General features: G+C 49.9%; 17 protein-coding genes. 7 read left to right on the forward strand and 10 right to left on the reverse strand.

Annotation, left to right across the window (positions count from 1 at the left end):
* Positions 1–521: 521 nt before the first annotated feature.
* The 6 genes from ACU52_RS01320 to bcp form a co-directional block, all read right to left on the reverse strand.
* A complete protein-coding gene (locus tag ACU52_RS01320) occupies positions 522–956 on the reverse strand; it encodes a PepSY-like domain-containing protein (protein WP_053397515.1) in 435 nt (144 codons plus the stop codon).
* A gap of 428 nt (positions 957–1,384) precedes the next feature.
* A complete protein-coding gene (locus ACU52_RS01325; protein WP_053397454.1) occupies positions 1,385–1,831 on the reverse strand; it encodes a PepSY-like domain-containing protein in 447 nt (148 codons plus the stop codon).
* A 110-nt stretch (positions 1,832–1,941) separates the two neighbouring features.
* Entirely contained in the window at positions 1,942–3,222 is a 1,281-nt protein-coding gene (locus ACU52_RS01330) for a sensor histidine kinase (protein WP_053397455.1), read from the reverse strand.
* On the reverse strand, positions 3,219–3,896 hold the full coding sequence (locus ACU52_RS01335) for a response regulator transcription factor (protein ID WP_053397456.1): 678 nt from the start codon (positions 3,894–3,896) through the stop codon (positions 3,219–3,221). Before ACU52_RS01335 ends, ACU52_RS01330 begins: the two co-directional genes overlap by 4 nt.
* 84 nt (positions 3,897–3,980) lie before the next feature.
* Complete coding sequence (locus ACU52_RS01340; RefSeq protein ID WP_021853904.1) at positions 3,981–6,041, reverse strand: acetate--CoA ligase family protein; 2,061 nt, start codon at positions 6,039–6,041, stop codon at positions 3,981–3,983.
* 86 nt (positions 6,042–6,127) lie between these two features.
* The gene (bcp, locus tag ACU52_RS01345) at positions 6,128–6,586 is read right to left on the reverse strand and encodes a thioredoxin-dependent thiol peroxidase (protein WP_053397457.1); all 459 of its coding nucleotides are present in this window, start codon (positions 6,584–6,586) and stop codon (positions 6,128–6,130) included.
* 351 nt (positions 6,587–6,937) lie between these two features.
* On the opposite strand from bcp, the gene ACU52_RS01350 reads away from it, so the two are divergent.
* The 6 genes from ACU52_RS01350 to ACU52_RS01375 all read left to right on the forward strand — a co-directional run bounded on the left by ACU52_RS01350 (position 6,938) and on the right by ACU52_RS01375 (position 19,792).
* On the forward strand, positions 6,938–7,744 hold the full coding sequence (locus ACU52_RS01350) for an SGNH/GDSL hydrolase family protein (RefSeq protein WP_053397516.1): 807 nt from the start codon (positions 6,938–6,940) through the stop codon (positions 7,742–7,744).
* A gap of 735 nt (positions 7,745–8,479) precedes the next feature.
* Positions 8,480–14,062, forward strand: a complete 5,583-nt coding sequence (locus ACU52_RS01355; RefSeq protein WP_082335103.1) for an alpha-2-macroglobulin family protein — start codon at positions 8,480–8,482, stop codon at positions 14,060–14,062.
* A gap of 18 nt (positions 14,063–14,080) precedes the next feature.
* A complete protein-coding gene (locus tag ACU52_RS01360) occupies positions 14,081–15,142 on the forward strand; it encodes a DUF1573 domain-containing protein (RefSeq protein WP_021853900.1) in 1,062 nt (353 codons plus the stop codon).
* Between the two features lie 7 nt (positions 15,143–15,149).
* Positions 15,150–16,250: a methylmalonyl Co-A mutase-associated GTPase MeaB gene (gene meaB / locus ACU52_RS01365; RefSeq protein ID WP_021853899.1), complete on the forward strand. Its 1,101-nt coding sequence runs from the start codon at positions 15,150–15,152 to the stop codon at positions 16,248–16,250.
* Positions 16,251–16,572: 322 nt separating this feature from the next.
* Positions 16,573–17,430, forward strand: coding sequence for a 4-hydroxy-3-methylbut-2-enyl diphosphate reductase (locus tag ACU52_RS01370; protein WP_053397517.1), 858 nt, complete (start codon positions 16,573–16,575; stop codon positions 17,428–17,430).
* A 229-nt stretch (positions 17,431–17,659) separates the two neighbouring features.
* On the forward strand, positions 17,660–19,792 hold the full coding sequence (locus ACU52_RS01375; RefSeq protein ID WP_053397518.1) for a TonB-dependent receptor: 2,133 nt from the start codon (positions 17,660–17,662) through the stop codon (positions 19,790–19,792).
* A 315-nt stretch (positions 19,793–20,107) separates the two neighbouring features.
* Here the strand turns inward: ACU52_RS01375 and ACU52_RS01380 are convergent, their stop codons facing one another.
* The 4 genes from ACU52_RS01380 to porQ form a co-directional block, all read right to left on the reverse strand.
* On the reverse strand, positions 20,108–20,440 hold the full coding sequence (locus ACU52_RS01380; RefSeq protein WP_053397459.1) for a nitrous oxide-stimulated promoter family protein: 333 nt from the start codon (positions 20,438–20,440) through the stop codon (positions 20,108–20,110).
* Between the two features lie 126 nt (positions 20,441–20,566).
* A complete protein-coding gene (gene xpt, locus ACU52_RS01385) occupies positions 20,567–21,133 on the reverse strand; it encodes a xanthine phosphoribosyltransferase (protein WP_053397460.1) in 567 nt (188 codons plus the stop codon).
* Positions 21,134–21,155: 22 nt separating this feature from the next.
* Positions 21,156–21,845 carry a (d)CMP kinase gene (cmk, locus tag ACU52_RS01390; protein WP_053397461.1) on the reverse strand — a complete coding sequence of 230 codons (690 nt, stop codon included), beginning with the start codon at positions 21,843–21,845 and terminating at the stop codon, positions 21,156–21,158.
* Between the two features lie 71 nt (positions 21,846–21,916).
* Positions 21,917–22,864 carry a type IX secretion system protein PorQ gene (gene porQ, locus ACU52_RS01395; protein ID WP_021853892.1) on the reverse strand — a complete coding sequence of 316 codons (948 nt, stop codon included), beginning with the start codon at positions 22,862–22,864 and terminating at the stop codon, positions 21,917–21,919.
* Between the two features lie 162 nt (positions 22,865–23,026).
* Between porQ and ACU52_RS01400 the strand changes: the two genes are divergently transcribed.
* A complete protein-coding gene (locus ACU52_RS01400; RefSeq protein WP_053397462.1) occupies positions 23,027–23,746 on the forward strand; it encodes an energy transducer TonB in 720 nt (239 codons plus the stop codon).
* Positions 23,747–23,767: the final 21 nt, after the last annotated feature.

Here is a 23,767-nt window from a genome sequence, read left to right on the forward strand (position 1 = left end):
CTATTTTCTTTAAAAACTCATCACTCGTCACATTCGCATATAATGCGCTGGCTGTCAGTGATTTGAATCGTGATGAGTTGATTTCTCAACTCATCACACAATAATGTCAGGGCGTGGCGTGACGAGTTGAGAAGTCAACTCGTCACAGTATATCCTGCTGATATTCAGAATGTTACGCAGGAATGTGACGAGTGATGAGTTTTTAAAGAAAATATTTTCTGCCTACAGTGTGCCGATGTATATTCGTATTGCATGCCCTAATGCTGTCTTTTGTATTATGAAAGGTGTCCTTTTGCCGTGTGAAAGACGGCATATTGCAATGCAAAAGGTCGTCTTTCACACGGCAAAATGCCGCATCTGTCCGGATGAACGGTAAGGAATTATACGGCAAGAGCACGCCTCACATAAAGTCGGGAGGTGTGCTCTTGCATTATTATCTAGATTGTAGATATATCGTTTTCAGTATGTTATGCATCGGCCATGGTGCCTGTTGCTGTTTGCTTTTATAGAATATAGGTTTATCATTCAATGTCTATGACCTGGAATTTCTTGTTGAACGTTATCTCTATGCGGTTCGACAGGTCTATTTCGTATTCCTTGGCGTCTCTTTCAATCTTAATTATTATGCATCCCGGATAGTTCTTCTTGACATACGAACTTATTTGCGGCGGAACTATGCTTGCCGGCACGGCCGAGCGCTTGCAGCTTATTTCGGTCCAGTTGCCGTTGCTGTCAAACTCTATTTTCTCACCGTTGGTGAAGATAACGGTATATTCTTTTGAGAAGAATCCCGATTCCACTTTCGCCAAGGCCACCTTCTTGTTGCTGAAGTGCCTGCTGAGCAGCTGCTGTGCATTATGCGGCATCTGGCTTACACTGATAGGTTTCTCGTTGCCGGCCGCGGCATTTAGTGTTACGGCCAGGAGCAATGTTATCATCATTGCAGCTTTTTTGATGTAATCTTTCATAATGTATTCTGCGGTTTTTGTTAAGTTACAGTCTGTCATATAGAGATTATCCGGCTTGTCCCGGATGGTTGCCTCTGCCCGTTTTTCGCATTGCCGTCTGCTGTTTTGTTGCCTTTCCTTTTTATGTCATATGTCTGTTTGTCCGTTTTGACGCAGGCGTAGCTGGCTACGTCAACGCAAAATGGTCAAACAGACTGCGGCAAATACACAAAGTGTAATATATCAGTCGGCATACGCCTGCGGGCTTGCCCGGCGCAGCCTTACGGCTTACTTGGGGCAAAGCTGGCAGACATGTGCCTTGCGTTGTTGCTGTGGCTCTGTCTGTCAGCTTTTTGCAGTTCTGACGCCTTCTGGCTGCTATAGCGCCGGCTTTGTCATTGCAGGCATCAGATGCTTTATTGTCATGTCAGTTTTATTTAGTCGATGTCTATGACAACGAAGTTCTTGTTGAAGGTTATCTCCATGCCGTTGGCCAGATTAACCTCATATTCGTTGTTGCCCTTTTCAAGCTTCAGCACCTTTACTCCCGGATAGTTGGATTTCAGGTAGCTTGCTATTTTTGCGGGGATGAGCTTTGCCGGCACGGCTGAGAGCTTGCAGTCAATCTCTTTCCAGTTGCCTTTCTTGTCAAACTCCACCTTCTCGCCGCTTGTGAACACCACCTCGTAGTTCTTGTCTAGCAGTCCTGTCTCCTGCTTTGCCATTGCCACCTTCTTGCCTGCGAAGTGACTCTTTATCACCTGCTGCGAAACAGCCGGAAGCTGACTTACTGCTATTGGCTTGTCGTTGTCGGCAACAGCTTTAACCTGGAACGCTATCATGCAAACTAATGCAACTACACATGTCTGGATAATTCTTTTCATAATCTTCTTTTTTTAGGGTTTGTAATCATTGTTTGTTCTTTTGTTTGATGCAAAGATGCAAGGGGTTTCTGAAAAGAATCTGAAAAAACGGTTCGGAATCAGGTTTTTAACTAATTTTTGCTTTTCCTTATTTCGAACGCATGTTTTCCGTTGCTGAAGCTGTAGGTTATCTCCATGCCGTACTGCGAGCAGATGGCTTTCACGATGGCAAGTCCCAGTCCGGTTGACGATTTCTTGCCGGCTGAATGATAGAAGCGTTCAAATATCTTGTCGCTGTCAAGCCGCTCGGGCTGTCCGGTGTTCTCTATTCTTATGTGTGAGCTGTCCGATGTGATGTTTATCTCGCCCCCTTCTATGTTATGCACAAAGGCATTCTTCACGAGGTTGGTCATCAGCACGTTGGCCAGCTGCTCGTCCATGTCTGCCACGGGAGCCTCTTCGCACATGTTGCTGACGGTTATCTTCATGCGCGAGTATACCGGTTTCAGATTGTTTACGGCATGCGCCGTAACCTCCTTAAGGCTTACAGGTCCGTGAGCGGCAAACTGTCCGTTGTCTATCTTGCACAGAAGCAGCAGCGAGCGGTTGGTCTCCGTCAGCTCTTTCAGCGTGTGCAGCGTCTTTATTATCTCTGCCATCTGGTTCTCCGTAAGTCCTTCTTCGTCGAGCAGCATCTCGAGCCTGTTGCGGCATACGGCTAGCGGTGTCTGCATCTCGTGCGACGCGTTGGCTATGAAGAGCTTCTGCTGTTCATATTGCTTCTCGTTTCGCTCAATGCTCCTCATCACCGTTTCGTTGAGCTTTCTGAATTCGGTTATCCTCGTGTCGTTCTCCAGCGGCTTTATGTTCTTGCCGAGCTTATACGTGTCGAGCCATCCGAAGAGCCTTTTCAGCGGTTTCATGCTGTGCCTGATGGTCCATAGGTTGACGATTATCATGCCCGTGAGCAGACCGAAATACAGCACCACAAGCCAGATGAATATCGAGTTCTTCAGGTTCTGTTTGTCTATCGTTGGCGTGAACACCGTAAGCTCATGATACTTGTCGTCGTTCGACTTGAAGATATACGTTACGGCCCTTGTCTGTTCAAACTTGTTGTCGTTGGGCACATACGTCTCCATGTCGCGGTATCTTATGTGCGAGTGGCTCTCGGCATACTCGTCCGACACGGTGTGTATATAGTAGTTGTTGCCTGCGCCGTTGTGGGTGTCGGGCAGGGGCACTCCTGCCAGATAGTCGGTAATGAGCGCTTCGGCATAGCTCGTCAGGCTGTCGTCGGTCTTGTTGTTGATTTCTTTTATTATCGCAAAATAGAAGCCTACGGCCCACAGGGCAATGCCTATGGCCTTTAGCACCGACAGTCTGAAGGTTAGGACATTCTGCAGCTTCATACCTTAATGAGCTTATACCCGAAACCGTATATAGTCTTTATCTCGATGTCGGCGCCTGCCGTCTTCAGCTTTTTGCGCAGGTTTTTTATCTGTGCATATATGAAGTCGAAGTTGTCGGCCTGGTCGATGTCGTCGCCCCACACGCCTTCGGCCAGCGTCTGCTTCTCTATCAGGCGGTTTGCCCGGTTGACAAGATAGTGAAGGATTTCATATTCCTTTCGTCCGAGGTCGATGTCCTGTCCGTTCACCTCCACCTTGAACGTGTCGGGATGGATGGTCACGTTGCCGAACTTTATGTTGTTCTCGCCGTTCTGTGTGTGGCGTCTCATCACGCTCCTGATGCGTGCGTGCAGCTCAGCCAGATGGAAGGGCTTAGCCAGATAGTCGTCGGCGCCGAGTTCGAGTCCGGCCACCTTGTCGTCGATAGAATCCTTTGCCGATATTATGATGACGTTCTTGCGCTTGCCGCGTTCTGCCAGTTCTCTCATCAGGTTAAGGCCGTTGCCGTCAGGCAGCATAATGTCCAGCAGTATGCAGTCGTATTCATAAATAAACAGCTTGGTGTGAGCCGTAGCGTAGTCGGGGGCTGTCTCCACCACGTAGCGCTCTTTTTCGAGCGAGCGTACAATGATGTCTCTCAGGTCGGCGTTGTCTTCTATTACGAGTATCTTCATTTCCTTTAAATATAAGTTTTATGCCAGGGGCATTTAATGAACGTCGGGCGGCATCTGCCGACGCCGCCCGAAGGTTTGTTATTGTTATTTTTCAATACGTATTCTGGCGTCTACTGCCGTAACGTTGTCTTCGTCGGCCAGCAGCGGGTTGATGTCGAGCTCCTTTATTTCGGTGGTAAACCTCAGAAGTGTTGACAGGCGCACGATAATCTCTGCATACTTCTGCTCGTTGAGACCCTTCTGTCCGCGCGTACCCTTTATTATCTTGTATGCGCGCAGAGAGCGTATCATTGAGTAGGCCTCGTCGTAAGACAGAGGAGCAAGTCCGCTTGAAACGTCCTTCAGCACCTCGACGAATATGCCGCCGAGTCCGCACAATACGATGTGGCCGAAGCGCGGTTCGTATTTGGCTCCGATAAACAGCTCCTTGCCTTTGATCATCTTCTGCACCATGATGGCCTTCGCACCCTCAATCTTCATCATGCGGTCGAACTCCATTTCGAGATGTTCCGCACTCATTATGTTGAGCGCAACGCCGCCCACGTCGCTCTTGTGTACAGGGCCTACGACCTTTGCCACTACCGGATAGCCTACCTTGTCGGCAAATGCAGTAAGTTCGCCTTTAGAGTCGCTCACCATTTCGGGCACCATAGGGATGCCTGCGCACTCGAATATCTGATGCACCAGTTCGGGGGCTATGTATCCGTCTTCTTTGATGCCTGCAATAATCTCTCTTATCCTCGGGATGTCAACGCCGAAGAGTTCTATCTCGGGTGATGCCGGCTTTGGCGTCTTCATAATCTGCGTGAGGGCTGTTGCGAGCGTAACCTCGTCGCTGAAGTTTACGTGTCCCTTCTTCAGGAACTCTGCCACTTCCGGTCCTGCTGTGTGCAGACAAGGCAGGATGGGGAATATAGGCTTCTTGCACTCCAGAATCTTCTTGTGCAGCACGTCGTAAGCCTCATACAGCTGAACGAGGCCCGGTGTGCCGAAGATTACGAATATGGCGTCGATGTCCTTAAACTTGTTTTCGCAGTAGTCGATGGCTATGCCCAGATGCTCGGGTGTTCCGGTTGCAAGGATGTCTATGGGGTTAGCCACTGATGCTCCGGGGAAGAGCAGGCTCTTCAGCTCGTCGGCGTCGGGACCTTCAATCTTCGGAACGTTGAGTCCGCCTTTAGACAGCGCGTCGGTAAGCATCACGCCGGGGCCTCCTGCGTGGGTTACGATGGCAAAGTTGCGGCCTGTGAGCGGCGGAAGTGTGAAGATACAGCCCACGGTTGTGAGTTCCTCTCTTGAGAAACAGCGCACGATGCCCGCCTTGCGGAACAGAGCCTCTACGGCTGAGTCGCTGCTGGCAATGGCTCCTGTGTGCGATGATGCGGCACGGCTTCCGCTCTCGCTGCTGCCGGCCTTGATGGCTGCTATGCGGCATCCCTTGCGTATGAGCGATGAGGCGTGGAAGAGAAGCTTGTCTGGATTGCTCACGTTCTCGATGTAGAGCAGCTTGACGTGTGAGTCTTTTTCCGGGTCGAAGTTCTCGTCCATGTATTGCAGCACGTCCTCGATGCCGATCTGCTTGCCGTTGCCGATGCTCCATACAGAGTTGAACGGCAGGCCCTTTGTTACGGCCGACTCGAGGATAAACACTGCCGTTGCGCCCGAACCGCTGATGAAGTCGACGCCTTTTTCGTGCAGTGTAGGTATTGGTTTGGTGAACACGCTGTGATGCCATGAGTTGAGCAGACCGATACAGTTAGGTCCTATGAGTGCTGCTCCGTGGCGTTCGCAGGTGTCGAGTATGTGTTGTTCGAGCTTTGCTCCCTCTTTTGTCTCCTCGCCGAAGCCTGCAGATATTATTATGAAGGCCTTTACGCCTTTGTCTTCAGCCAGGCGGTCTACTGTTTCGGGGCACATGTGCGATGGTATTACGAGAATAGCCAGGTCGGTGGGCGGCAGTTCGCTTATGTCGTGAAATGCTTTTACGCCTTGCACTTCGTCTTCTTTCGGGTTGACAATGCGCAGAACGCCTTTGTAGCCTCCGTTGATAATGTTGCGCACGATGGCGCCTCCGGGTTTGTGAACGTTGTTTGAGCCGCCGATTACGACGATGCTCTCCGGGTGCAGAAGTTGTCGGTTAATCATGAGTTTTATGTTTAGGGTTAATAGGGTTTTGCCGCTTGCGCCCCCTTGCTGTAGCGGGGGCGTTGTAGCGGCTGTTATCTTTTATGTTATTTCTGTTCTCCGATAATCTGTTCGGCGTGGTTCTTCACCTTGATCTCCTTTGGCGAGATTATGCGCTCAATCACTCCGTTCTCGTCAATGATGAAGGTGGTGCGGAAGGTGCCCATATAGGTGCGGCCGTACATCTTCTTCTCGCCCCACACGCCAAACTGCTCGACGAGAGTCTTCTCTGTGTCGGCAATGAGGTGGAACGGCAGTTCGTTCTTTGCTATGAACTTAAGATGCTGCTTGCCGTCGTCCACGCTTGCGCCAATCACCTCGTAGCCGAGCTCCTTCAGCTTTGTGTAGTTGTCGCGCAGGTTGCACGCCTCGGTGGTGCATCCCGACGTAAGGTCTTTAGGATAGAAATATAGCACCAGCTTGCGGCCTTTGAAGTCGCTGAGCCTTATCTCATTGCCGTTTTCGTCGTGCCCGAGTATTTCGGGCGCCTTGTCTCCAATATTCATATCTCGCAGTGTTTAATTGTTTTGCTTTTATTGTGGCGGCTGACGCATCTGCGCTGTTGCCTGTTGCGCTGCAGAACGGCATCATGCCTGTGCGTGCAACCACATTGCAAATATACAATAAGAAAATGAGAAACTGCCTAAAATGAAAGGATAATATTTCTTAATACTTGTCAGCGCTGCTGCCTCAGATGTGGCGTGGCGGAGCTGTCTGTAGCCGTTATATGTGCCGTTTGGCTCTATTTGTCAGGATAAGTCTTGTCGTTACGGATAACTTTTGTTACCTTTACGGCCGATTAACAAACTAATTGAAATGAACAAATTTTTTTATTGTCTCTTGCTTTTATGGCGTGCATGGCGCCTGAGGCTTCGTGTCAGACTGTATTGAACGACAACACTGCCGTTAAGAGCGGATATGTGCGCCATCCGTGGGCAGGTAAAAGGGTGGGGTATATCGGCGACTCGATTACCGACCCGAAGAACAACAGCAATGATATCAGGCAGAAATATTGGGCATATCTGCAGCAGTGGCTCGGCATAACGCCTTATGTCTACGGCATAAGCGGCCGCCAGTGGGACGACGTTCCGCGTCAGGCAGAGAAACTCAGCAAGGAACATGGCAACGAGGTTGACGCCGTAGTGGTGTTCATGGGTACAAACGACTTCAACGCCGGAGTGCCCGTCGGCGAGTGGTATGTTGAAACTGAAGACACCGTTACTGCTGCCGTGCATGGCAAGAAACAGGTGTATAAACGCAAAAAACGCACTCCGGTGATGACCGGCGACACCTTTAAGGGCCGCATAAACATAGGCATAAGCAAGCTGAAGACGCTTTTCCCCGACAAGCAGATTGTGCTGCTGACACCCCTGCACAGGGCTTACGCCACATTCGGCGACACCAACATACAGCCCGACGAGAGCTGGCAGAACATCTGCGGAGAGTATTTCGACGCTTATGTTGAGGCTGTAAAGGAAGCCGGAAACGTGTGGGGCGTACCTGTGATTGACCTCAATTCGGTCAGCGGACTTAACCCGATGGTTGAGGCTCAGCTGCCTTATTTCCACGACAAGGCCACCGACCGCCTGCATCCTTCAACCGAAGGGCAGGAGCGCATGGCGGCAACGCTGATGTATCAGTTGCTTGCTCTTCCTGTCAAATAGCATCTTCTGCTGTGTCGGCATACCGTTGTTGTTATGCTGCCAGCAGTAAAATGATAAGTAAAAATATGTTAACGCAAGTGCTTTTGCGTTAACATATTTATCTCACTTTTTGCAATCTTACGGCCGAAATGCCGTTTCCGTATGAAAAACTCGCATTTTTTCGATTGTTTTAGTATGTTGCTGATAATCAGAGGTTTATGTCTGATTGTGATTTAAAAGTTCTTTTTCTGTATCCCGTAAATACTCCAGAAAGGCCATAAATCATTGCTTTTTACACTTAAAACAACTGTTTTTTGTCATGCAAAAGGCCATGTTTTGCGCTCCAATATACAGCATTTCGCATCCTGAAAGCATAGCTTTTGCATCCTGTTTACATGTTTCTTGCCTTGCAGAGGCTTCGTTTGCATGATAAAACGGCATATCTGCGCTGACGTTATTCCTATAATGCCGGCTTCCGGCGTGTTAAAATTGCGCTGCTTAAAACTTCTGTATTGGTAAATAAAGTTAATTTATCAGTGCCCAATGCGTAATCTTCGACAATAATCAGGTTTTAGTTTTTGAAAGTTAAACGGCAAAAAACATTAAATCGTTTTGTCAGCTACGATTAATTAGTTACCTTTGTAGAAATATAGGAAACATCGGCGCCAGACGCCGCAGCAGGGGCACAAAGCATGCATCATGCAGCCCTGCGGACGTTGATGCCGTGTTGTATTAAGAATAAAAACTTTGTTGATTATGAGAAAAACCGCTTTCCTTTTACTTACGGCTTTTATGCTGGTGCCGGCTGCAATGTTTGGCGACAGCTATTCGAAATTATGGAAACAGGTAGACGAGGCAGCCAATAAGGACCTGCCGAAGACACAGATACAACTGCTGCAGACCATTGCCGACAAGGCTGAGGCCGGCGGCGACTATGGCCATCTGCTTAAGGCAGAGACGTGCATGGCGTCGGTTTGGTATTCTATCTCGCCCGACTCGCTTCCTTCAAGGCTTGCTCGGCTTGAAGACAAGGCCGAAGCATGCAGCAAGTCAGACGGTGCTCTGTCGGCTGTCTATTATGCGGCGCTGGGCAAGATATACAGTTCTTATCGCAATTTTAGTCCGTATGCCGCTGTCGGAATAGACAATTCGGCCAAGGCTGCCGAGTTTTTCCGCAAGTCGCTGGCCGACCCTGCGTTGCTCGCATCAAAGAAGGCACTCTGCTATGAGCCGTTTGTCGTAAAGGGACGCGACGGCAAATACTTCAACGACGACCTTCTGAGTCTTATCGGATATACGGCAGAAGACTATGCCACAATGCATTCTTACTATGCAACCACGCAGAACCGCACAGCCACGTTGCTGACGGCCCTGGCTATGGTCAGGCAGAACAATCAGCGCAACGGCGGCATCTATTTCCGCGAATTAAAGAAGTCGCGCTATGCCGTGTCGCTCGATTCGCTCATAAACATCTATTCTGACCTCAATGCTTGTGGCGAAGTGGCCGTTGAACGCTATAATTTTATGCAGAACTGCAATGACGTTAACGCCGACGACCTGGTGGCTTACATCAATAACGCCGTTAACCGCTGGGGCGAATGGCCGCGTATGAACGTGCTGCGCAACGAACTTAAAAGGCTGACAAATCCGCAGTTTGTAATCAGTCTCACCAATAATGTGGTGTTGCCTTACAAGCGCAACGTCATAAAAATGAATCTGCGTAATGTCAGTGAGATAAAGGTTAAGGTGGCGCGTCTGGCCGTTGACGGCGACACAGAGCTTAATCCTTCGCAGGATGACGGATATAAGGAACTTCGCAAGAAGATTGTTCCGCTGACAGAGAACGTGCAGACGAAGCGCTATCCCGGTCAGCCTGAATACAAGATAATCAAAGACTCGATCGTGCTTGCCGGCATGCCGGTAGGCGTTTATATGGTTGAAGTTTCTTCAGACAATAAGAATCTTGAGCCGCAGAGGCGCCTGCTGTATGTAACAGACATGTTCGTGGTGCATCATCAGCTGCCCGGCAACAAGCTGCGCCTCGCAGCTCTTAGTGCTACAACCGGCCAGCCTATGCCCGGCGCAACCATCGTCGTGCAGACAAACGGCAAGAAGATGCATACTCTTACATGCAATGATAAGGGCGAAGCCGTGTTCAGTATGGGCGGCGACGGCATCAGAATGCTGCGCGCTTACACAGAGAGAGACAAGGCGGCGCCTATGCTTGGCACATGGAGCAGCTTCTCTTATTATGCCCAGAAGGGCGACCGCGACGTGCTGAACATCTTCACAGACCGTAAGATTTACCGTCCGGGACAGACTGTTCATGTGGCAGCCGTGGCATATAACACTCAGAAAGGCATGGAAAGCAAGGTCGTTGCAGGCAAGTCATTCAAGCTCACCATGAGAGACGCTAACTATAAGGTGGTGAGCGAGGCCACTGTAACCACCGACGAATATGGTACGGCCAGCACCGACTTTGCACTGCCTTTGGGCGGACTTACGGGCCGCTACACCATACAGGGCGACTTCGGCATCAATGCTTCTGTAAACATCACGGTGGAAGAATACAAGCGTCCTACATTCCAGGTTGAGTTCCCCAAGATCAACCAGAGATATCAGAGTGGCGACACGCTTGTGGTTACGGCTCATGCAAAAACATATGCCGGCGTGCCGGTTCAGGGCGCAAAGGTCAGCTACACGGTTAAGCGCAGCCAGTCGCTGTGGTGGCGCTATTATGCATCGGCTTACACTAACGGTTCCGGAACCGACGTGCTCGTAAAGGGCGAGGCCGTTACCGATGCTGACGGAGCCTTCAAGATAGAGATGCCTATGGTGCTCCCCGCATGGGCAGATACCGACGGCGGCATTGACGAACGCACGTTCAACAGCATTGCACGCTTCTATACAATAACCGCTGATGCCGAAGTTACCGACCAGGCAGGCGAGACTCGCAGCGGACAGCTGGCGCTGCCTTTGGGCAATAAGCCCGCCGCGCTGAGCACCACTTTGCCCGGACGCATACTCCGCGACAGTCTGAAGACAATAAAGTTTGTATACAAGAATATGGCCGGTGTTGACATCGACGACAACGTTAGATATTACATCGACGGCTCGTTCAATGCCTTCAAGGCGAGAACCAACCGCGACGAGAGCATCACATGGAACACGGCTTCGCAGCTAAAGTCTGGCCGCCATAAGCTCGTGGCTATCTGCGGCACAGACACGCTGAAGCAGGATTTCGTCGTGTTCAGCCTCGACGACACTAAGCCTTGCGTTGAAACACACGACTGGTTCTATCTTTCAGACACCAAGTTCCCGTCAGACGGCAGTCCGGTTTATCTGCAGGTAGGCTCGTCTGATGCCGACACACATATCCTTTACACCGTCATTTCAGGCGATAAGGTAATTGCCGACGGCGCAACAGACCTTAGCAACCAGCTGTCAACACGCGCTCTGACATATAAGGAAGAGTATGGCGACGGCCTGAAGATAAACCTCGTATGGGTGAAAGACGGCAAGGACTATAATCACAGCGTGTATATCACACGTCCTGTTCCCGACAGACGACTGATGCTGAAGTGGACCACTTTCCGCGACAGACTTACTCCGGGGCAGAGCGAAGAGTGGACGCTCAACATAACAAGACCCGACGGCACTGCTGCCAAGGCACAGCTCATGGCTACGCTTTATGACAGCTCGCTCAACCAGATAACTCCGTTCAGCTGGTGGTTCTACAATGACATGGCCATCAGTGAGCCTTACACTCAGTGGCGTTCTGTATATCAGAATGGTCTGCACTTCTCAAGTGCGGCCGACATCAAGCTGCTCGATGTTGACGACTTCGATATGAACAGGTTTGACATTGATAATTTCTTCGTGTCGAATATAATGTTGAGAGGCTATGGGGCTAATGGAGGTCTGAGACTAAGTCTTGCCGGCAGCGCAGTTAAGAAGCAGGCTGTGGCTTCCGATTCAGCCATGTCGGCCGGCGAGAGCGAATCTGCTTCAGTTAAGAGCAAGGAAGAGCTTGCAGAGCCTCCTGTAACAGCCGACAACGGTTCTGCTCAGGGCCGTTCTGCAGACAACGTTCAGTTGCGCGAGAACCTTAACGAGACGGCGTTCTTCTATCCCGCACTTCAGTCAGACGACAAAGGCAACGTGAGCGTTAAGTTTACTCTGCCCGAAAGCATAACAACATGGAAGTTTATGGGACTTGCTCACGACAAGGACGTAAACTTCGGACTTATCGAGAGCGAAACCGTTGCGCGCAAGACCGTTATGGTGCAGCCCAACATGCCGCGCTTTGTACGTGTAGGCGACCGTGCTTCGATAGCAGCAAGAATATTCAACACTTCAGAGAAGAGTGCAGAGGGTACGGCTGTTATGCAGCTCGTAGATCCTGAGACAGACAAAACGGTGTTTGAGCAGAAAAAGTCGTTCAAGGTTGCTGCCGGACAGACAACAGCCGTATCGTTCGAATATTGCCCTGACGCCAACAGTTCAATGCTTGTGTGCAAGATATTTGCAAACGGACGCAACTTCAGCGACGGCGAGCAGCACTATCTTCCGGTGCTGGCAGACGAGGAACTCGTAACCAACACTGTTCCGTTCACACAGACGCAGCCCGGCCAGAAGACGATAGACCTTGGCAACCTGTTCGCTAAGGGCGGCAGAAACAACAAGCTGACTGTTGAATACACCAACAATCCTGCATGGCTCGTACTTCAGGCTTTGCCTTATATAGGCACCGCGAGCGACAACAATGCCATAAGTCTTGCCACGGCATATTATGCCAACAGCATAAGCAACTACATCCTGAAGAACGCTCCGCAGGCTAAGACAACGTTCGAACAGTGGAAGCGTGAGGCAGAACAGACAAGTCTGTTGAGCAGTCTGGAGAAGAATCAGGAACTTAAGGACATCGTGCTCAACGAGACACCTTGGGTGGCAGATGCCGACAATGAGGCTGAGCAGAAACGACTCCTTGCCAACTATTTCGACAGCTCTTCGCTCAACAACAACATTAGCTTGATGCTCGGCAAACTGCAAAAGCTGCAGAATCAGGCCGACGGCTCTTGGTCGTGGTGGCAGGGAATGCCTTACGGCTCGCCGTCGCTGACGGCAAGCATTGCTGAGCTGCTTACCCGTCTGAACACAATGATAGGCGTTCAGAACGAGACAAAAGGCATGCTCGACAAGGCAATGACTTATCTCGGACGCGTCGTTGTGGATGAAGTTGAGAAGATAAAGGAGGCCGAAAAGAAAGGCAACGCATACGGAATACGCGACTACTCGGCACTGCAGTATCTGTATATCTGTGCCCTTGGCGACAGACAACTTACGTCGGCAGAACGTTCTGCGGCAGACTATCTGCTCGGATATCTTAAGACAAAGAACACTTCACTTAACCTTTACGGCAAGGCCCTCATGGCTGTTGTATTGTCAAAGAACGGCAAGAGCAAGCTCGCAGGTGAATACCTGAAGAGTCTTGAGGAATATTCGGTTAAGACAGAGACTATGGGCCGCTACTACGACTCGCCGCGCGCAGGCTACAACTGGTTTGATTACCGCATACCTACACAGGTTGCAGCAATAGAGGCAATGAAGCTTGTTGACGCCAATGGCTATTCGGCAGAAATCGACGAGATGAGACAATGGCTGCTGCAGCAGAAGAGAGTGCAGGGCTGGAACACACCGGTCAACAGCGCAAATGCCGTTTATGCATTCTTAAGCGACAACATGTCGGTGCTCAACAAGGGCGAGAAGGCAGAGATAACGCTCGACGGCAAGAAGCTCGACATGTCGCCTGCCACCGCAGGTCTGGGTTACGTCAAGTCGGCAACAAGCGTTGCCAACCCCGGCAAGCTGACCGTAAGCAAGACATCAGAAGGCACATCATGGGGCGCCGTTTATGCTCAGTCAGTATGCAAGGTTTCTGATATAGACGCCGCTTCATCGGGCTTCAAGGTTACAAGAGAAATACTTTCTGCCGACGGCACTACGCCCGCAAGTCTGAAAGTAGGCTCACGCATCAAGGTGCGCATAACCATAGTAGCCGACCGCGATTACGACTTTGTTCAGGTGAGCGACAAGCGTGCCGCCTGCATGGAGCCGCTCAGACAGCTCAGCGGATACGCCGGCGGATATTACTGCACGCCGAAAGACAACGTTACGAACTATTATTTCGACCGTTTCAGCAAGGGAACGCACGTTATAGAGACAGAATATTATGTTGACCGTGAAGGCACTTACGAGACAGGTACATGCACCGTGCAGTGTGCTTACTCGCCTGAATATTCAGGACGCGCAGTGTCTAAGGTTATTGTTATTGAATGATTGAAAGAGAATTGAATTATGAAAAGAAAAATAATACTGACAGCCCTGGTTGCCGCCTTTGCCTTCGACATGGCGGCACAGCGCATATCTGCCAAGCACGAGGTTATCGACTGCGGAAGCGTTCTTTATGAACAGCCCGTCACGGCGAAGTTTGAATTGCGCAACAAGGGCAACGAACTGATAATCGACACAGTTAGGACGAGTTGCGGATGTGCCATTGCGAGCTATCCGCGCGGCAGCATCATGAAGGGCGACAACTTTACGGTTGAGGTTACTTATGATGCACGTCAGCTCGGACATTTTGAAAAGGAAGTGGCCGTTTACAGCAATGCATCCGACAAGCCCTTCTATCTGAAGATGAAGGGAGTGGTGGTTGACAAGCTTATCGACTTCACCGGAAAGTATGACTACACTATCGGCAGCGTGAGGACAGACAACAACAACATCGAGTTTGATGATGTCAACGTGGGCGACATGCCTATACAGAAGATACACATCATCAACAGCGGCTCTGAGAGCGTCAGTCCGGTTGTGATGCACCTGCCTGATTACCTTACGGCGTCAGTGTCGCCTACAACCATTGCTCCTGGACACACCGGCGTGGCAACGATAACGCTCAACTCGCTGAAGCTGCGTGATTACGGACTTACGCAGTCGTCGGTATATCTCGGAATGTATCCCGGCGACAAGGTCAGCGCCGACAAGGAAATATCGGTTTCGGCCGTTCTGCTCCCCGGATTCAGAAACATGTCGGAGACACAGAAGCACAATGCGCCGGTGATAAAGCTGTCGTCAGAGACTCTCGACCTCGGCACGTTCGGCGACAAGGACGACAAGAGCGGAACGATAATCATTGAAAATAACGGAAAGAGCAGGCTCGACATACGTTCAATGCAGATGTTCACAACAGGTCTGAAGGTGAAGCTGAACAAGTCGAAGCTGCGTCCGGGCGAATCGGCAAAACTGAAGATCACGGCTTACAAGAAGCAGCTGAAGAGCGCAAGGAGCAAGCCGCGTGTGCTGATGATAACCAACGACCCGGCAAAACCAAAGGTTGTTATACATGTAAAAGTGAAATAATATTGTTATGGAACATCCAGAAAACAGCAGTGAGTATAAGGGGCTTACGGTTAATTCCGGAGTAGAGCAGCCTTCAACAGTGAATCCATATCTTAACCGCGCACGCTACAGGCGCCGTGAGTATACAGTGGGCGAGATGGTGGAAGGCATCCTTAAAGGCAACGTTACGGTGCTAAGCCAGGCCGTTACGCTGATAGAGAGTGTTAATCCCGACCACCAGCAGAAGGCTCAGGAGGTTATCGAGAAGTGCCTGCCCTACAGCGGCAAGTCGCTGCGCATAGGCATCAGCGGTGTGCCGGGTGCCGGAAAGAGTACCTCTATCGACCAGTTTGGCGTGCATGTGCTCGACCGTTTTGGCGGCAAGCTGGCCGTCCTGGCCATCGACCCCAGTTCTGAACGCTCCAAGGGAAGTATTCTTGGCGACAAGACCCGTATGGAAAAACTCTCTTTGCGTGAAGAAGCCTTCATACGTCCCAGTCCTACGGCAGGCTCGCTGGGAGGCGTGGCGCGCAAGACCCGTGAGACTATCATACTGTGTGAGGCTGCCGGATACGACAAAATATTTGTCGAGACGGTGGGCGTAGGGCAGAGCGAGACGGCATGTCACTCTATGGTTGACTTCTTCCTGCTCATTCAGCTGGCCGGCACGGGCGACGAGCTTCAGGGCATAAAGCGAGGCATCATGGAGATAGCCGACGGCATAGTTATCAACAAGTGCGACGGCAACAATGTGGATAAGTGCCACATTGCCGCCACCAACTTCCGCAACGCCCTGCATTTCTTCCCGCCATCAGACAGCGGCTGGCAGCCCAAGGTGCTCTGCTACAGCGGCTTCTACGGCACAGGCGTAAAGGAAGTGTGGGACATGGTTTATCAGTATGTCGATTTTGTTAAGCACAACGGCTACTTCAATTACCGCCGTAACGAGCAGAGCAAATATTGGATGTATGAAACCATAAACGAGCATCTGCGCGGCAGCTTCTATAACAATCCGCTCATACAGCAGAAACTGAAGGCGTCAGAAGACTCGGTGCTGGCCGGAACAAAGACGAGCTTCGTGGCAGCAAAAGAGCTGCTCGACACATATTTTGGCACAGAAAGACCGTAAGGCTTATGCCGGGACAGGCAAATATAGAGCTATAGGAATATATTATTACGGTCAGAATGCCTGTTTGTTTTTATTCATGACCGGCTCAGTCCGGTCATGAATTATCCCAAATCGTTATTATGATTAGGCTCTGATTTTTGCTTTATATTGAGTTGATTTACATTAATTGTTTTGCTGGTATAGCTGACTATTCAAGAAAAATTTAACGGAAATCTGCTGATAGAAACAAAAAGACAGGCTGAAAGCATGAATGCACAAGAAAGATAATGCAATGTGCGCTCTAATGACGGTTTGGGATTGTTTTATAAGAAACATCAAGAAGATGGTACAGATAGAAATCGATGACGGCAGCGGATTCTGCTTCGGGGTTACCACTGCCATAAGAAAGGCCGAAGAAGAGCTTGCGGCCGGAAAGACATTATACTGCCTGGGCGACATTGTGCACAACGGAATGGAGTGTGAACGCCTGCGCAGCATGGGACTTATAACCATTAACCACGACGAGCTGAAGGCTCTTCACGACGTGAAGGTGCTGCTGCGTGCCCACGGCGAACCGCCCGAGACTTACGAGATAGCGCGCCGCAACAACATCGAGATAATAGACGCCACATGCCCCGTGGTGCTGCAGCTGCAGCGGCGCATCAAGCGCGAATACGACTCTAATCCGGATGCGCAGATCGTAATATTCGGCAAGCCGGGCCACGCCGAGGTGCTCGGACTTGTAGGACAGACCAACAGCAAGGCCATCGTCATAGCCGGAATAGACGATGCCAAGGCGCTCGACTTCAACCGCGACATATATCTATATTCGCAGACAACGAAGTCGCTCGACGAGTTTCACCGCATAATCGACTATATCCAGGAGCACATCTCGCCTGAAGCCACGTTCAGGAGCTTCGACACGATATGCCGTCAGGTGGCCAACCGCATGCCAAACATCAGTTCGTTTGCCAAGCGCCACGACCTCATTCTCTTTGTCTGCGGCCGCAAGAGCAGCAACGGCAAGGTGCTCTTCAACGAGTGCAGGAGCGTCAATCCCAACAGTCATCTTATTGAAGGCCCCGACGAGATTAAGCGCGAATGGATTGAAGGCATCGACACGATAGGCATTTGCGGAGCCACGAGTACGCCCAAATGGCTCATGGAGAGGTGCCGCGACAGAATAATTAACGGCATTTAGCAGTGCCGGTAAATACGGAAATGCCCGGCAGTCGTCATACTGTTTATCATAATGGCGGCTGAAACAGAATATATTTTTGTTAAAAACTCATCACTCGTCACATTCTGTTTCAATACGTTGAATGTCAGAATGTTACAATGTGATGAGTTGATGCTGCAACTCATCACATTCTGCTTTCATCCAGGTTGAGCAGGTTTAATGGAAATAAAAACAGTATATGAATATAAATATGAAAGATTTTGTAAAAAATGATATTGCATATTTACCGGGAGCATTTTTGTCATTATGGCTAGTATGCACATTTCCTGTAAAAATGACGGCTCAAACTTCAGACAGCATACGCACAAAAGAAATTGACGAAGTGGTGGTCAAGGCCAAGATGCAGCACACCAATGCCATGTCGTCAACATACATTCCGACGATGAAGCAGAGGCAGTCAGCGCAAAATGCGATAGACCTTCTACAACAGCTCGCACTGCCTCAGATCAACATTAATCTGATGGACAATGCCGTAACTACCACAAGCGGGCAGAGTGTGGCTATATATATCAACTATATTCCGGCGTCGGCCGAAGAGATGGAAGGCATCTTGACTTCAGATGTACGCAGAGTTGAATATCTTGACTTTCCCGCAGATCCGCGTTTTCAGGGAAGTGAGCATGTCGTTAATTTCATAGTACAGAAATATGAATACGGAGGTTATACCAAGGCCACTCTGAATGAAAATTTCCTTACCGGCAGGCTTTCAAACCGGGCTTCGGTATATTCAAAGTTTGTGTATAAACGCATGACATACGATTTATATGCCGGTACCTCCAACCACGACATTAATCATTACGGCAATTCTGTTGAGGGTATTTACTGTATTGAGGATGAAAATGGTCAGGCTTTTCAGACAACAAGAAACGAGGCGTTGGACTATTCACGTTTCAAGTATAACCAGTATCCTGTTTCTTTCCGTGCAGTTTACGATACCGACAAAATGCAGATAGCCAACACCATAGGTTTTAATTTTGACCAGTCGGCGATGGCCCGGACCGGCGGAACATTGTCGTTTGTTCCTCAGAATAATGCAGACTATTCTTATTTGAAGAACGAACCCTACGTGAGCCGTTATTTCGTATGGTCGGGAAATTATTATTTTATCCTGCCACACAATTTTCATGTCAGCGTGTCTCCCGGCATAAATTACGGCCATACCAATTATTCATACAACTATCAGGCATCGTTGCCGGGCAGTGAGGCCATAGCGAACAATTCAAAAGAAGACGTATGGCAGTTTCGCGGCAGTGCAACGCTTTTCAAGAAATTTACCGACAGCCATACGGCTTTCTTCCGCGCCTGGTTTGGCTCCACGTCCAATCAGGTAAGCTATTTCGGCACATCTCCTTATGACAATGATTTTTCTGATACCTATTCAGGTGCCGCCCTCGGCTATAAGTTTCTGAATAAGGTGTGGAATATAAGTGCCGACGCAGCCTTTCAGTGGGAAAGGAATAAAATAAACGACCTTTCTGTTGCTGAAATTTATCCGTTGATCAATCTGTCAGTAGGCTTCTCTCCCTCGCGTAAACACTCGTTCCGCACATATTTTCATTTCGGCGCAAACTATCCGGGCGCAAGCGAAAAGACACCTAATGTGCTTCAGCAAAACGAGCTGATGTATTATACCGGAAATCCCAATCTCGGACTTTCTAGGCAGGTTACATTCAATCTGTCGTACAACTGGATGCCAGTCAATGCTTTTTCGGCTTCGGCGTTTGTGCAGTATTTCGGCGAGTTCAATCTTTATGTGCCTGTTTATAAGCCATATAACGGCGGCACGGCCCTGCTGAGAACCTTTGAGACAGATTGCAACTATAACCGTACACAGATAGGCATGTCGTTTAATTATAAACTGCTTAACGGCAACCTTCAGTTGGCAGCCTCTCCTTCTGTGTCGTTATATCGCATGTCAGGACTATTCGACATCAGGCGTTCGCCGTTTTATTGCAGTGCCTCTGCAACATATTATCTTGGCAACTTCTATTTTCAGGCATCTTATCAGACAAAGAACCTCACTGTGCAGGGAAACCGGGGCGTGATATACGAAGACCGTGATTTTTATCAAATGCTTGCCGGATGGAGCCGTTCTGGTTGGAATATACGTGTCAGTGCGATGAATATGTTTCGCAACGACTGGCTGTGCTCAACCAGCAAACTGATGACTCCTCTTTATTCAGAGACGCAGTTCGTTAATGGCAACAATTTTCACCGGCGTCTAAACCTGTCTGTTACATATACGTTTGGATATGGCAAGAAGGTAAACCGTGGAAATGAGGTGGGCGAGCAATATGGAGCAGCATCTGCTATCATGAAATAATGTGCATACATTGTGAAGATGGAGCTATCCGTAGGTAAATCTGCTCGCATATATGTTACAAACACAAATTTTACGTGAAATTACAGCCGTGTGATGAGTTTAAACCGCAACTCATCACACTCTAAAATGTTGTTTTTCAGAAAGTTAAGACCTGATGTGACGAGTGATGAGTTTCTGATAAAATTATTTTTAGTTTGATCTTTCGCCATAGCCTTTTGCAAAAGGTATCCTTTTATGCTGCAAAAGGACACATATTGCATTGTAAAAGGTGCCCTTTTGCATCGCAATATGTGGCATATTATATTTAGGTATAAGTTACTTGCCCTTACGCTTCATCTTCAGTGCAATCTCCCTTGCCATGTGCTTTATGGCGTCTGCCGGATAATATAAGAGCATGCGCGGACCGGCATAGCGCATCACTTGGCGTATCTGCTCGCGCTTTTCGGGCTTGTAGCAGTGCACCTTGCACAGGCGGCATGTCGGCTTGTTGTCCTGAAACGGACAACGGGCAAGGCGCGACGAGGCATATTCAAGCAGTTCGCGGCATTGAGGACACAGCTCCCTGTTGCCCTCCTTATGGCGGCAATACAGGCGTATCATCAGTTCCACGGTGTGCAGCTCGTGGGCTGTTCGAGGGGTGAGTGGCATTGTTGGGGGATGGGGATTATGGGAGTAGTGGGAGTGATTGTAGTAATGGGACTAATGGAAAGTTATGGCGGCGGCACAACTGTGAGCCGCCGCCATGATTCTTCTGTGTATATTCCTTTTTTGGTGTTATCTTATCTTTATCTCGCAGTTGTCAAGGCTGTCAATTATTGCCAGCGACTCAACTCTCACGCCGGCGTTGCGCAGATATTCGCCGCCGTGCTGAAAGGCTTTTTCTATGATGAAACCCATGCCTGCAAGCGTGGCTCCGGCTTGGTTTACGAGGTCTATTATGCCTTTGGCAGCATTGCCGTTGGCCAGAAAATCGTCAATGAACAATACGTGGTCGCCTTTGCGCAGAAAGTCCTTGCTCACGCAGATGTCATAGTTGCGGTTCTTTGTGAACGAGTAGACCGTCGTGGTGAGCATGTTTTCCATCGTTACCGGCTTTTTCTTCTTGGCAAACACCACCGGCAGCTCAAGCAGATAGCCCGTCATTATGGCCGGGGCTATGCCGCTGGCTTCAATGGTTATAATCTTGTTGATGTCGGTAGAGGCAAACCTTCTGACAAACTCCACTGCTATAGACTTCATCAGGATAGGGTCCATCTGATGGTTGATAAAGCTGTCAACCTTCAGGATGCCGCCCTCAAAACATTTTCCGTCGCGCATTATGCGCTCTTTCAGTAGCTTCATGTCCCCTTGCTGTCGTTATTTGTCAGGCTGTTGCCTCGTTAAACTTCTGCATCAGCCATGCCTTCTGCTCGGCTATGGTCATGTTGCTGTTGTCCAGCTCTATGGCGTCGTCGGCCTTGCGCAGCGGCGACACATCGCGGTGAGAGTCGATATAGTCGCGCTCCTTCACGTTCTTCAGTATGTCGTCAAAGTCGGCCGGCATGCCTTTGGCCTTCAGTTCGTCGTAGCGTCTCTGCGCCCTCACTTCGGCCGATGCCGTTACGAATATCTTGAGTTCGGCGTCGGGGAATACCACGGTGCCTATGTCTCTTCCGTCCATTATTATGCCTTTCTCCTTACCCATGGCCTGCTGCCGGGCAACGAGGGCCTCTCTTACAAACGGCAGTGCGGCTATAGGGCTTACGCGGGCAGACACCTCCATTGTGCGTATGTCTTTCTCAACAAGTTCGCCGTTGAGGTAAGTGTCCGGCCGGCCGGTCTCGCTGTTCAGCCTGAACGAAATGTTTATCTCGCCCATCTTCTGTTCGAGTTCGCCGGTGTTGATGCTTCCGTCGGCGTTAAACAGGCCGTTGCGCATGGCATAGAGCGTGACAGAGCGGTACATCGCGCCCGTGTCGACATAGATATATCCCACCTCACGTGCCAGGTCTTTGGCCATAGTGCTTTTGCCGCATGACGAATAACCGTCGATGGCTATTGTTATTTTCTTCATGTCTTGTTTATTTTGTTCTTGATATTTTTTCTTTTATTGATGTCTGCCGCATGCAGCCTCAGTGCGGCCCTTTACAGCGAATAGCTGACGTTTACGAGCAGCGAGTTTGACGACACGTGATATTTGCCGTAGCCCAGCTGCAGCTTGAAGCGTTCGAGCTGCAGGCCCGCTCCGAACGACCATCCCGCTCCGTGGCTGCTCTCGTCGTCGGTGCCGCTGCCTATCGTCATCTCGTCGGCACGCCTGAAGTTATATCCGGCAGCCAGGTATATCTGCTGCGACAGGATGATGTCGGCGCCAATCACGAGGTGATTTATCAGTCCATAGTCCCAGTCGGTAAGTCCAACCAGCGTTGCCGACAGCCTGAACGGCAGCGACGCAAACCTTTTGCTAACTCCTGCCTGCAGGTCGAACGGCATCTTCTCGTACTCCTCGTCATAGGCCTTTATCTGTCCGCCCAGGTTCTTTGCCACGAGCGACACCGACCATTCGCGGTCAGGGTCATAATAGTTGAGTCCGAGGTCTATGCCCACGGCCAGCGAGCTGTAGTCGCCGATGTAAGAATTTATGAATTTAGCCGTTATGCCGCCCACCAGTTTGTCGGTCAGTATATAGCTGAACACTCCGCTTATGGCAATGTCCTTGGCCGAAAACTCGCCTTTTATGACGTTGTTCTCGTCAGTCTCCTTCATCTTTCCGTAGTCCATATACTGAGCCATGACGGCCACGGAGGCCTTGTCCTTTATGATGCGGTTGAACGATGCACTGGCTGTGGTTGCACCCGCCATGTAGGTCATGAAGTTGAGGTTAATGCTTTTGTCGCTCACCGATGCAAGCAGTGCAGGGTTGCTGAACATCAGCGAAGGGTCGTCTTCTATTATGGTGATGTTTTCGCCGCCGAGAGCTGCAGCGTGGGCACTTACCGGAATACGCAGAAAGTTGTATCCGGTCTGGCTGTCCTGCGCGCCGGCAGTAACGGCAAAAAGCGTCAGCAAAAACAAAAAAACGGTTTTTTTCATCGATTTCTGTTATTTTTACGGCAAAGATACACCTTTTTTCAAATATCTACGTTACTTTTGTAGAGTGAAAATAAGGTGTCATGCACATTTGTTCTTGATAATAACGCCAAAAAAGTCAGATTAGTATGTGCAGGCCCTAAGGTATTAATCATCATTGGTCAGGTGGAACTTAAGAAATCATATAAGGCCGACTTGGAACATCAGCGCGCATCAGGCTTCTTGTTAGGTCTGATAGTAGTGCTGTCGCTGTTCCTGGTTTGCCTTGAATTTACCACGTCAAGCCCGTCGACTGACGTAGCTGACGATATTCTTGACGATGTTTCGCAAGACATTGAGATGATGCCTGTGCTGCAGCAGAAGAACATGATTGCCGCCCCTCAGGTTGCCCCCAAGGCTGCCGTGCCCGAGAAAATGAAGGTGGTGGACGAGCAGGTTGCCGACGTGGTGGAACAGCATGACGGCACAGACACCGATAATGACGCGCAGGCCGGAGCTGCCGGAAGCAGCGAGGCTGCAGAGAGCCAGACAGCGGCACTGTCGCCTGTGGCTGTTGACGAAGACGACAATCCTCTCAACTTTCAGGTTATAGAGCGCCTGCCGGAGTTTCCCGGTGGCATGGTGGAGTTTATGAAGTGGCTCACCAAGAATCTCTCATATCCTGTCATTGCACAGCAACAGAAGATACAGGGCAAGGTCCTTGTGTCGTTCATAATAAATAAAGACGGAACGATAAGCAGTCCGAAGGTGGTTAAATCGGTCAGCCCCGAGCTCGACCGCGAGGCATTGCGCGTGATACGCATAATGCCGAAATGGAAACCGGGCGAGGACCACGGTAAGCCATGCCGCACGTACTTCTGCATTCCCGTCGTGTTTAAGTTGTAATAATTATTCTGCAATCTTAAA

Source organism: Xylanibacter rarus (assembly GCF_001275135.1).
GTDB lineage: Bacteria > Bacteroidota > Bacteroidia > Bacteroidales > Bacteroidaceae > Prevotella > Prevotella rara.

Coding starts and splice junctions, on each gene's coding strand:
- ACU52_RS01325 (WP_053397454.1), bottom strand. CDS start 1,831: ATGAAAAGAATTATCCAGACATGTGTAGTTGCATTAGTTTGCATGATA.
- ACU52_RS01330 (WP_053397455.1), bottom strand. CDS start 3,222: ATGAAGCTGCAGAATGTCCTAACCTTCAGACTGTCGGTGCTAAAGGCC.
- ACU52_RS01335 (WP_053397456.1), bottom strand. CDS start 3,896: ATGAAGATACTCGTAATAGAAGACAACGCCGACCTGAGAGACATCATT.
- ACU52_RS01340 (WP_021853904.1), bottom strand. CDS start 6,041: ATGATTAACCGACAACTTCTGCACCCGGAGAGCATCGTCGTAATCGGC.
- bcp (WP_053397457.1), bottom strand. CDS start 6,586: ATGAATATTGGAGACAAGGCGCCCGAAATACTCGGGCACGACGAAAAC.
- ACU52_RS01350 (WP_053397516.1), top strand. CDS start 6,938: ATGGCGCCTGAGGCTTCGTGTCAGACTGTATTGAACGACAACACTGCC.
- ACU52_RS01355 (WP_082335103.1), top strand. CDS start 8,480: ATGAGAAAAACCGCTTTCCTTTTACTTACGGCTTTTATGCTGGTGCCG.
- ACU52_RS01360 (WP_021853900.1), top strand. CDS start 14,081: ATGAAAAGAAAAATAATACTGACAGCCCTGGTTGCCGCCTTTGCCTTC.
- meaB (WP_021853899.1), top strand. CDS start 15,150: ATGGAACATCCAGAAAACAGCAGTGAGTATAAGGGGCTTACGGTTAAT.
- ACU52_RS01370 (WP_053397517.1), top strand. CDS start 16,573: ATGGTACAGATAGAAATCGATGACGGCAGCGGATTCTGCTTCGGGGTT.
- ACU52_RS01375 (WP_053397518.1), top strand. CDS start 17,660: ATGAAAGATTTTGTAAAAAATGATATTGCATATTTACCGGGAGCATTT.
- ACU52_RS01380 (WP_053397459.1), bottom strand. CDS start 20,440: ATGCCACTCACCCCTCGAACAGCCCACGAGCTGCACACCGTGGAACTG.
- xpt (WP_053397460.1), bottom strand. CDS start 21,133: ATGAAGCTACTGAAAGAGCGCATAATGCGCGACGGAAAATGTTTTGAG.
- cmk (WP_053397461.1), bottom strand. CDS start 21,845: ATGAAGAAAATAACAATAGCCATCGACGGTTATTCGTCATGCGGCAAA.
- porQ (WP_021853892.1), bottom strand. CDS start 22,864: ATGAAAAAAACCGTTTTTTTGTTTTTGCTGACGCTTTTTGCCGTTACT.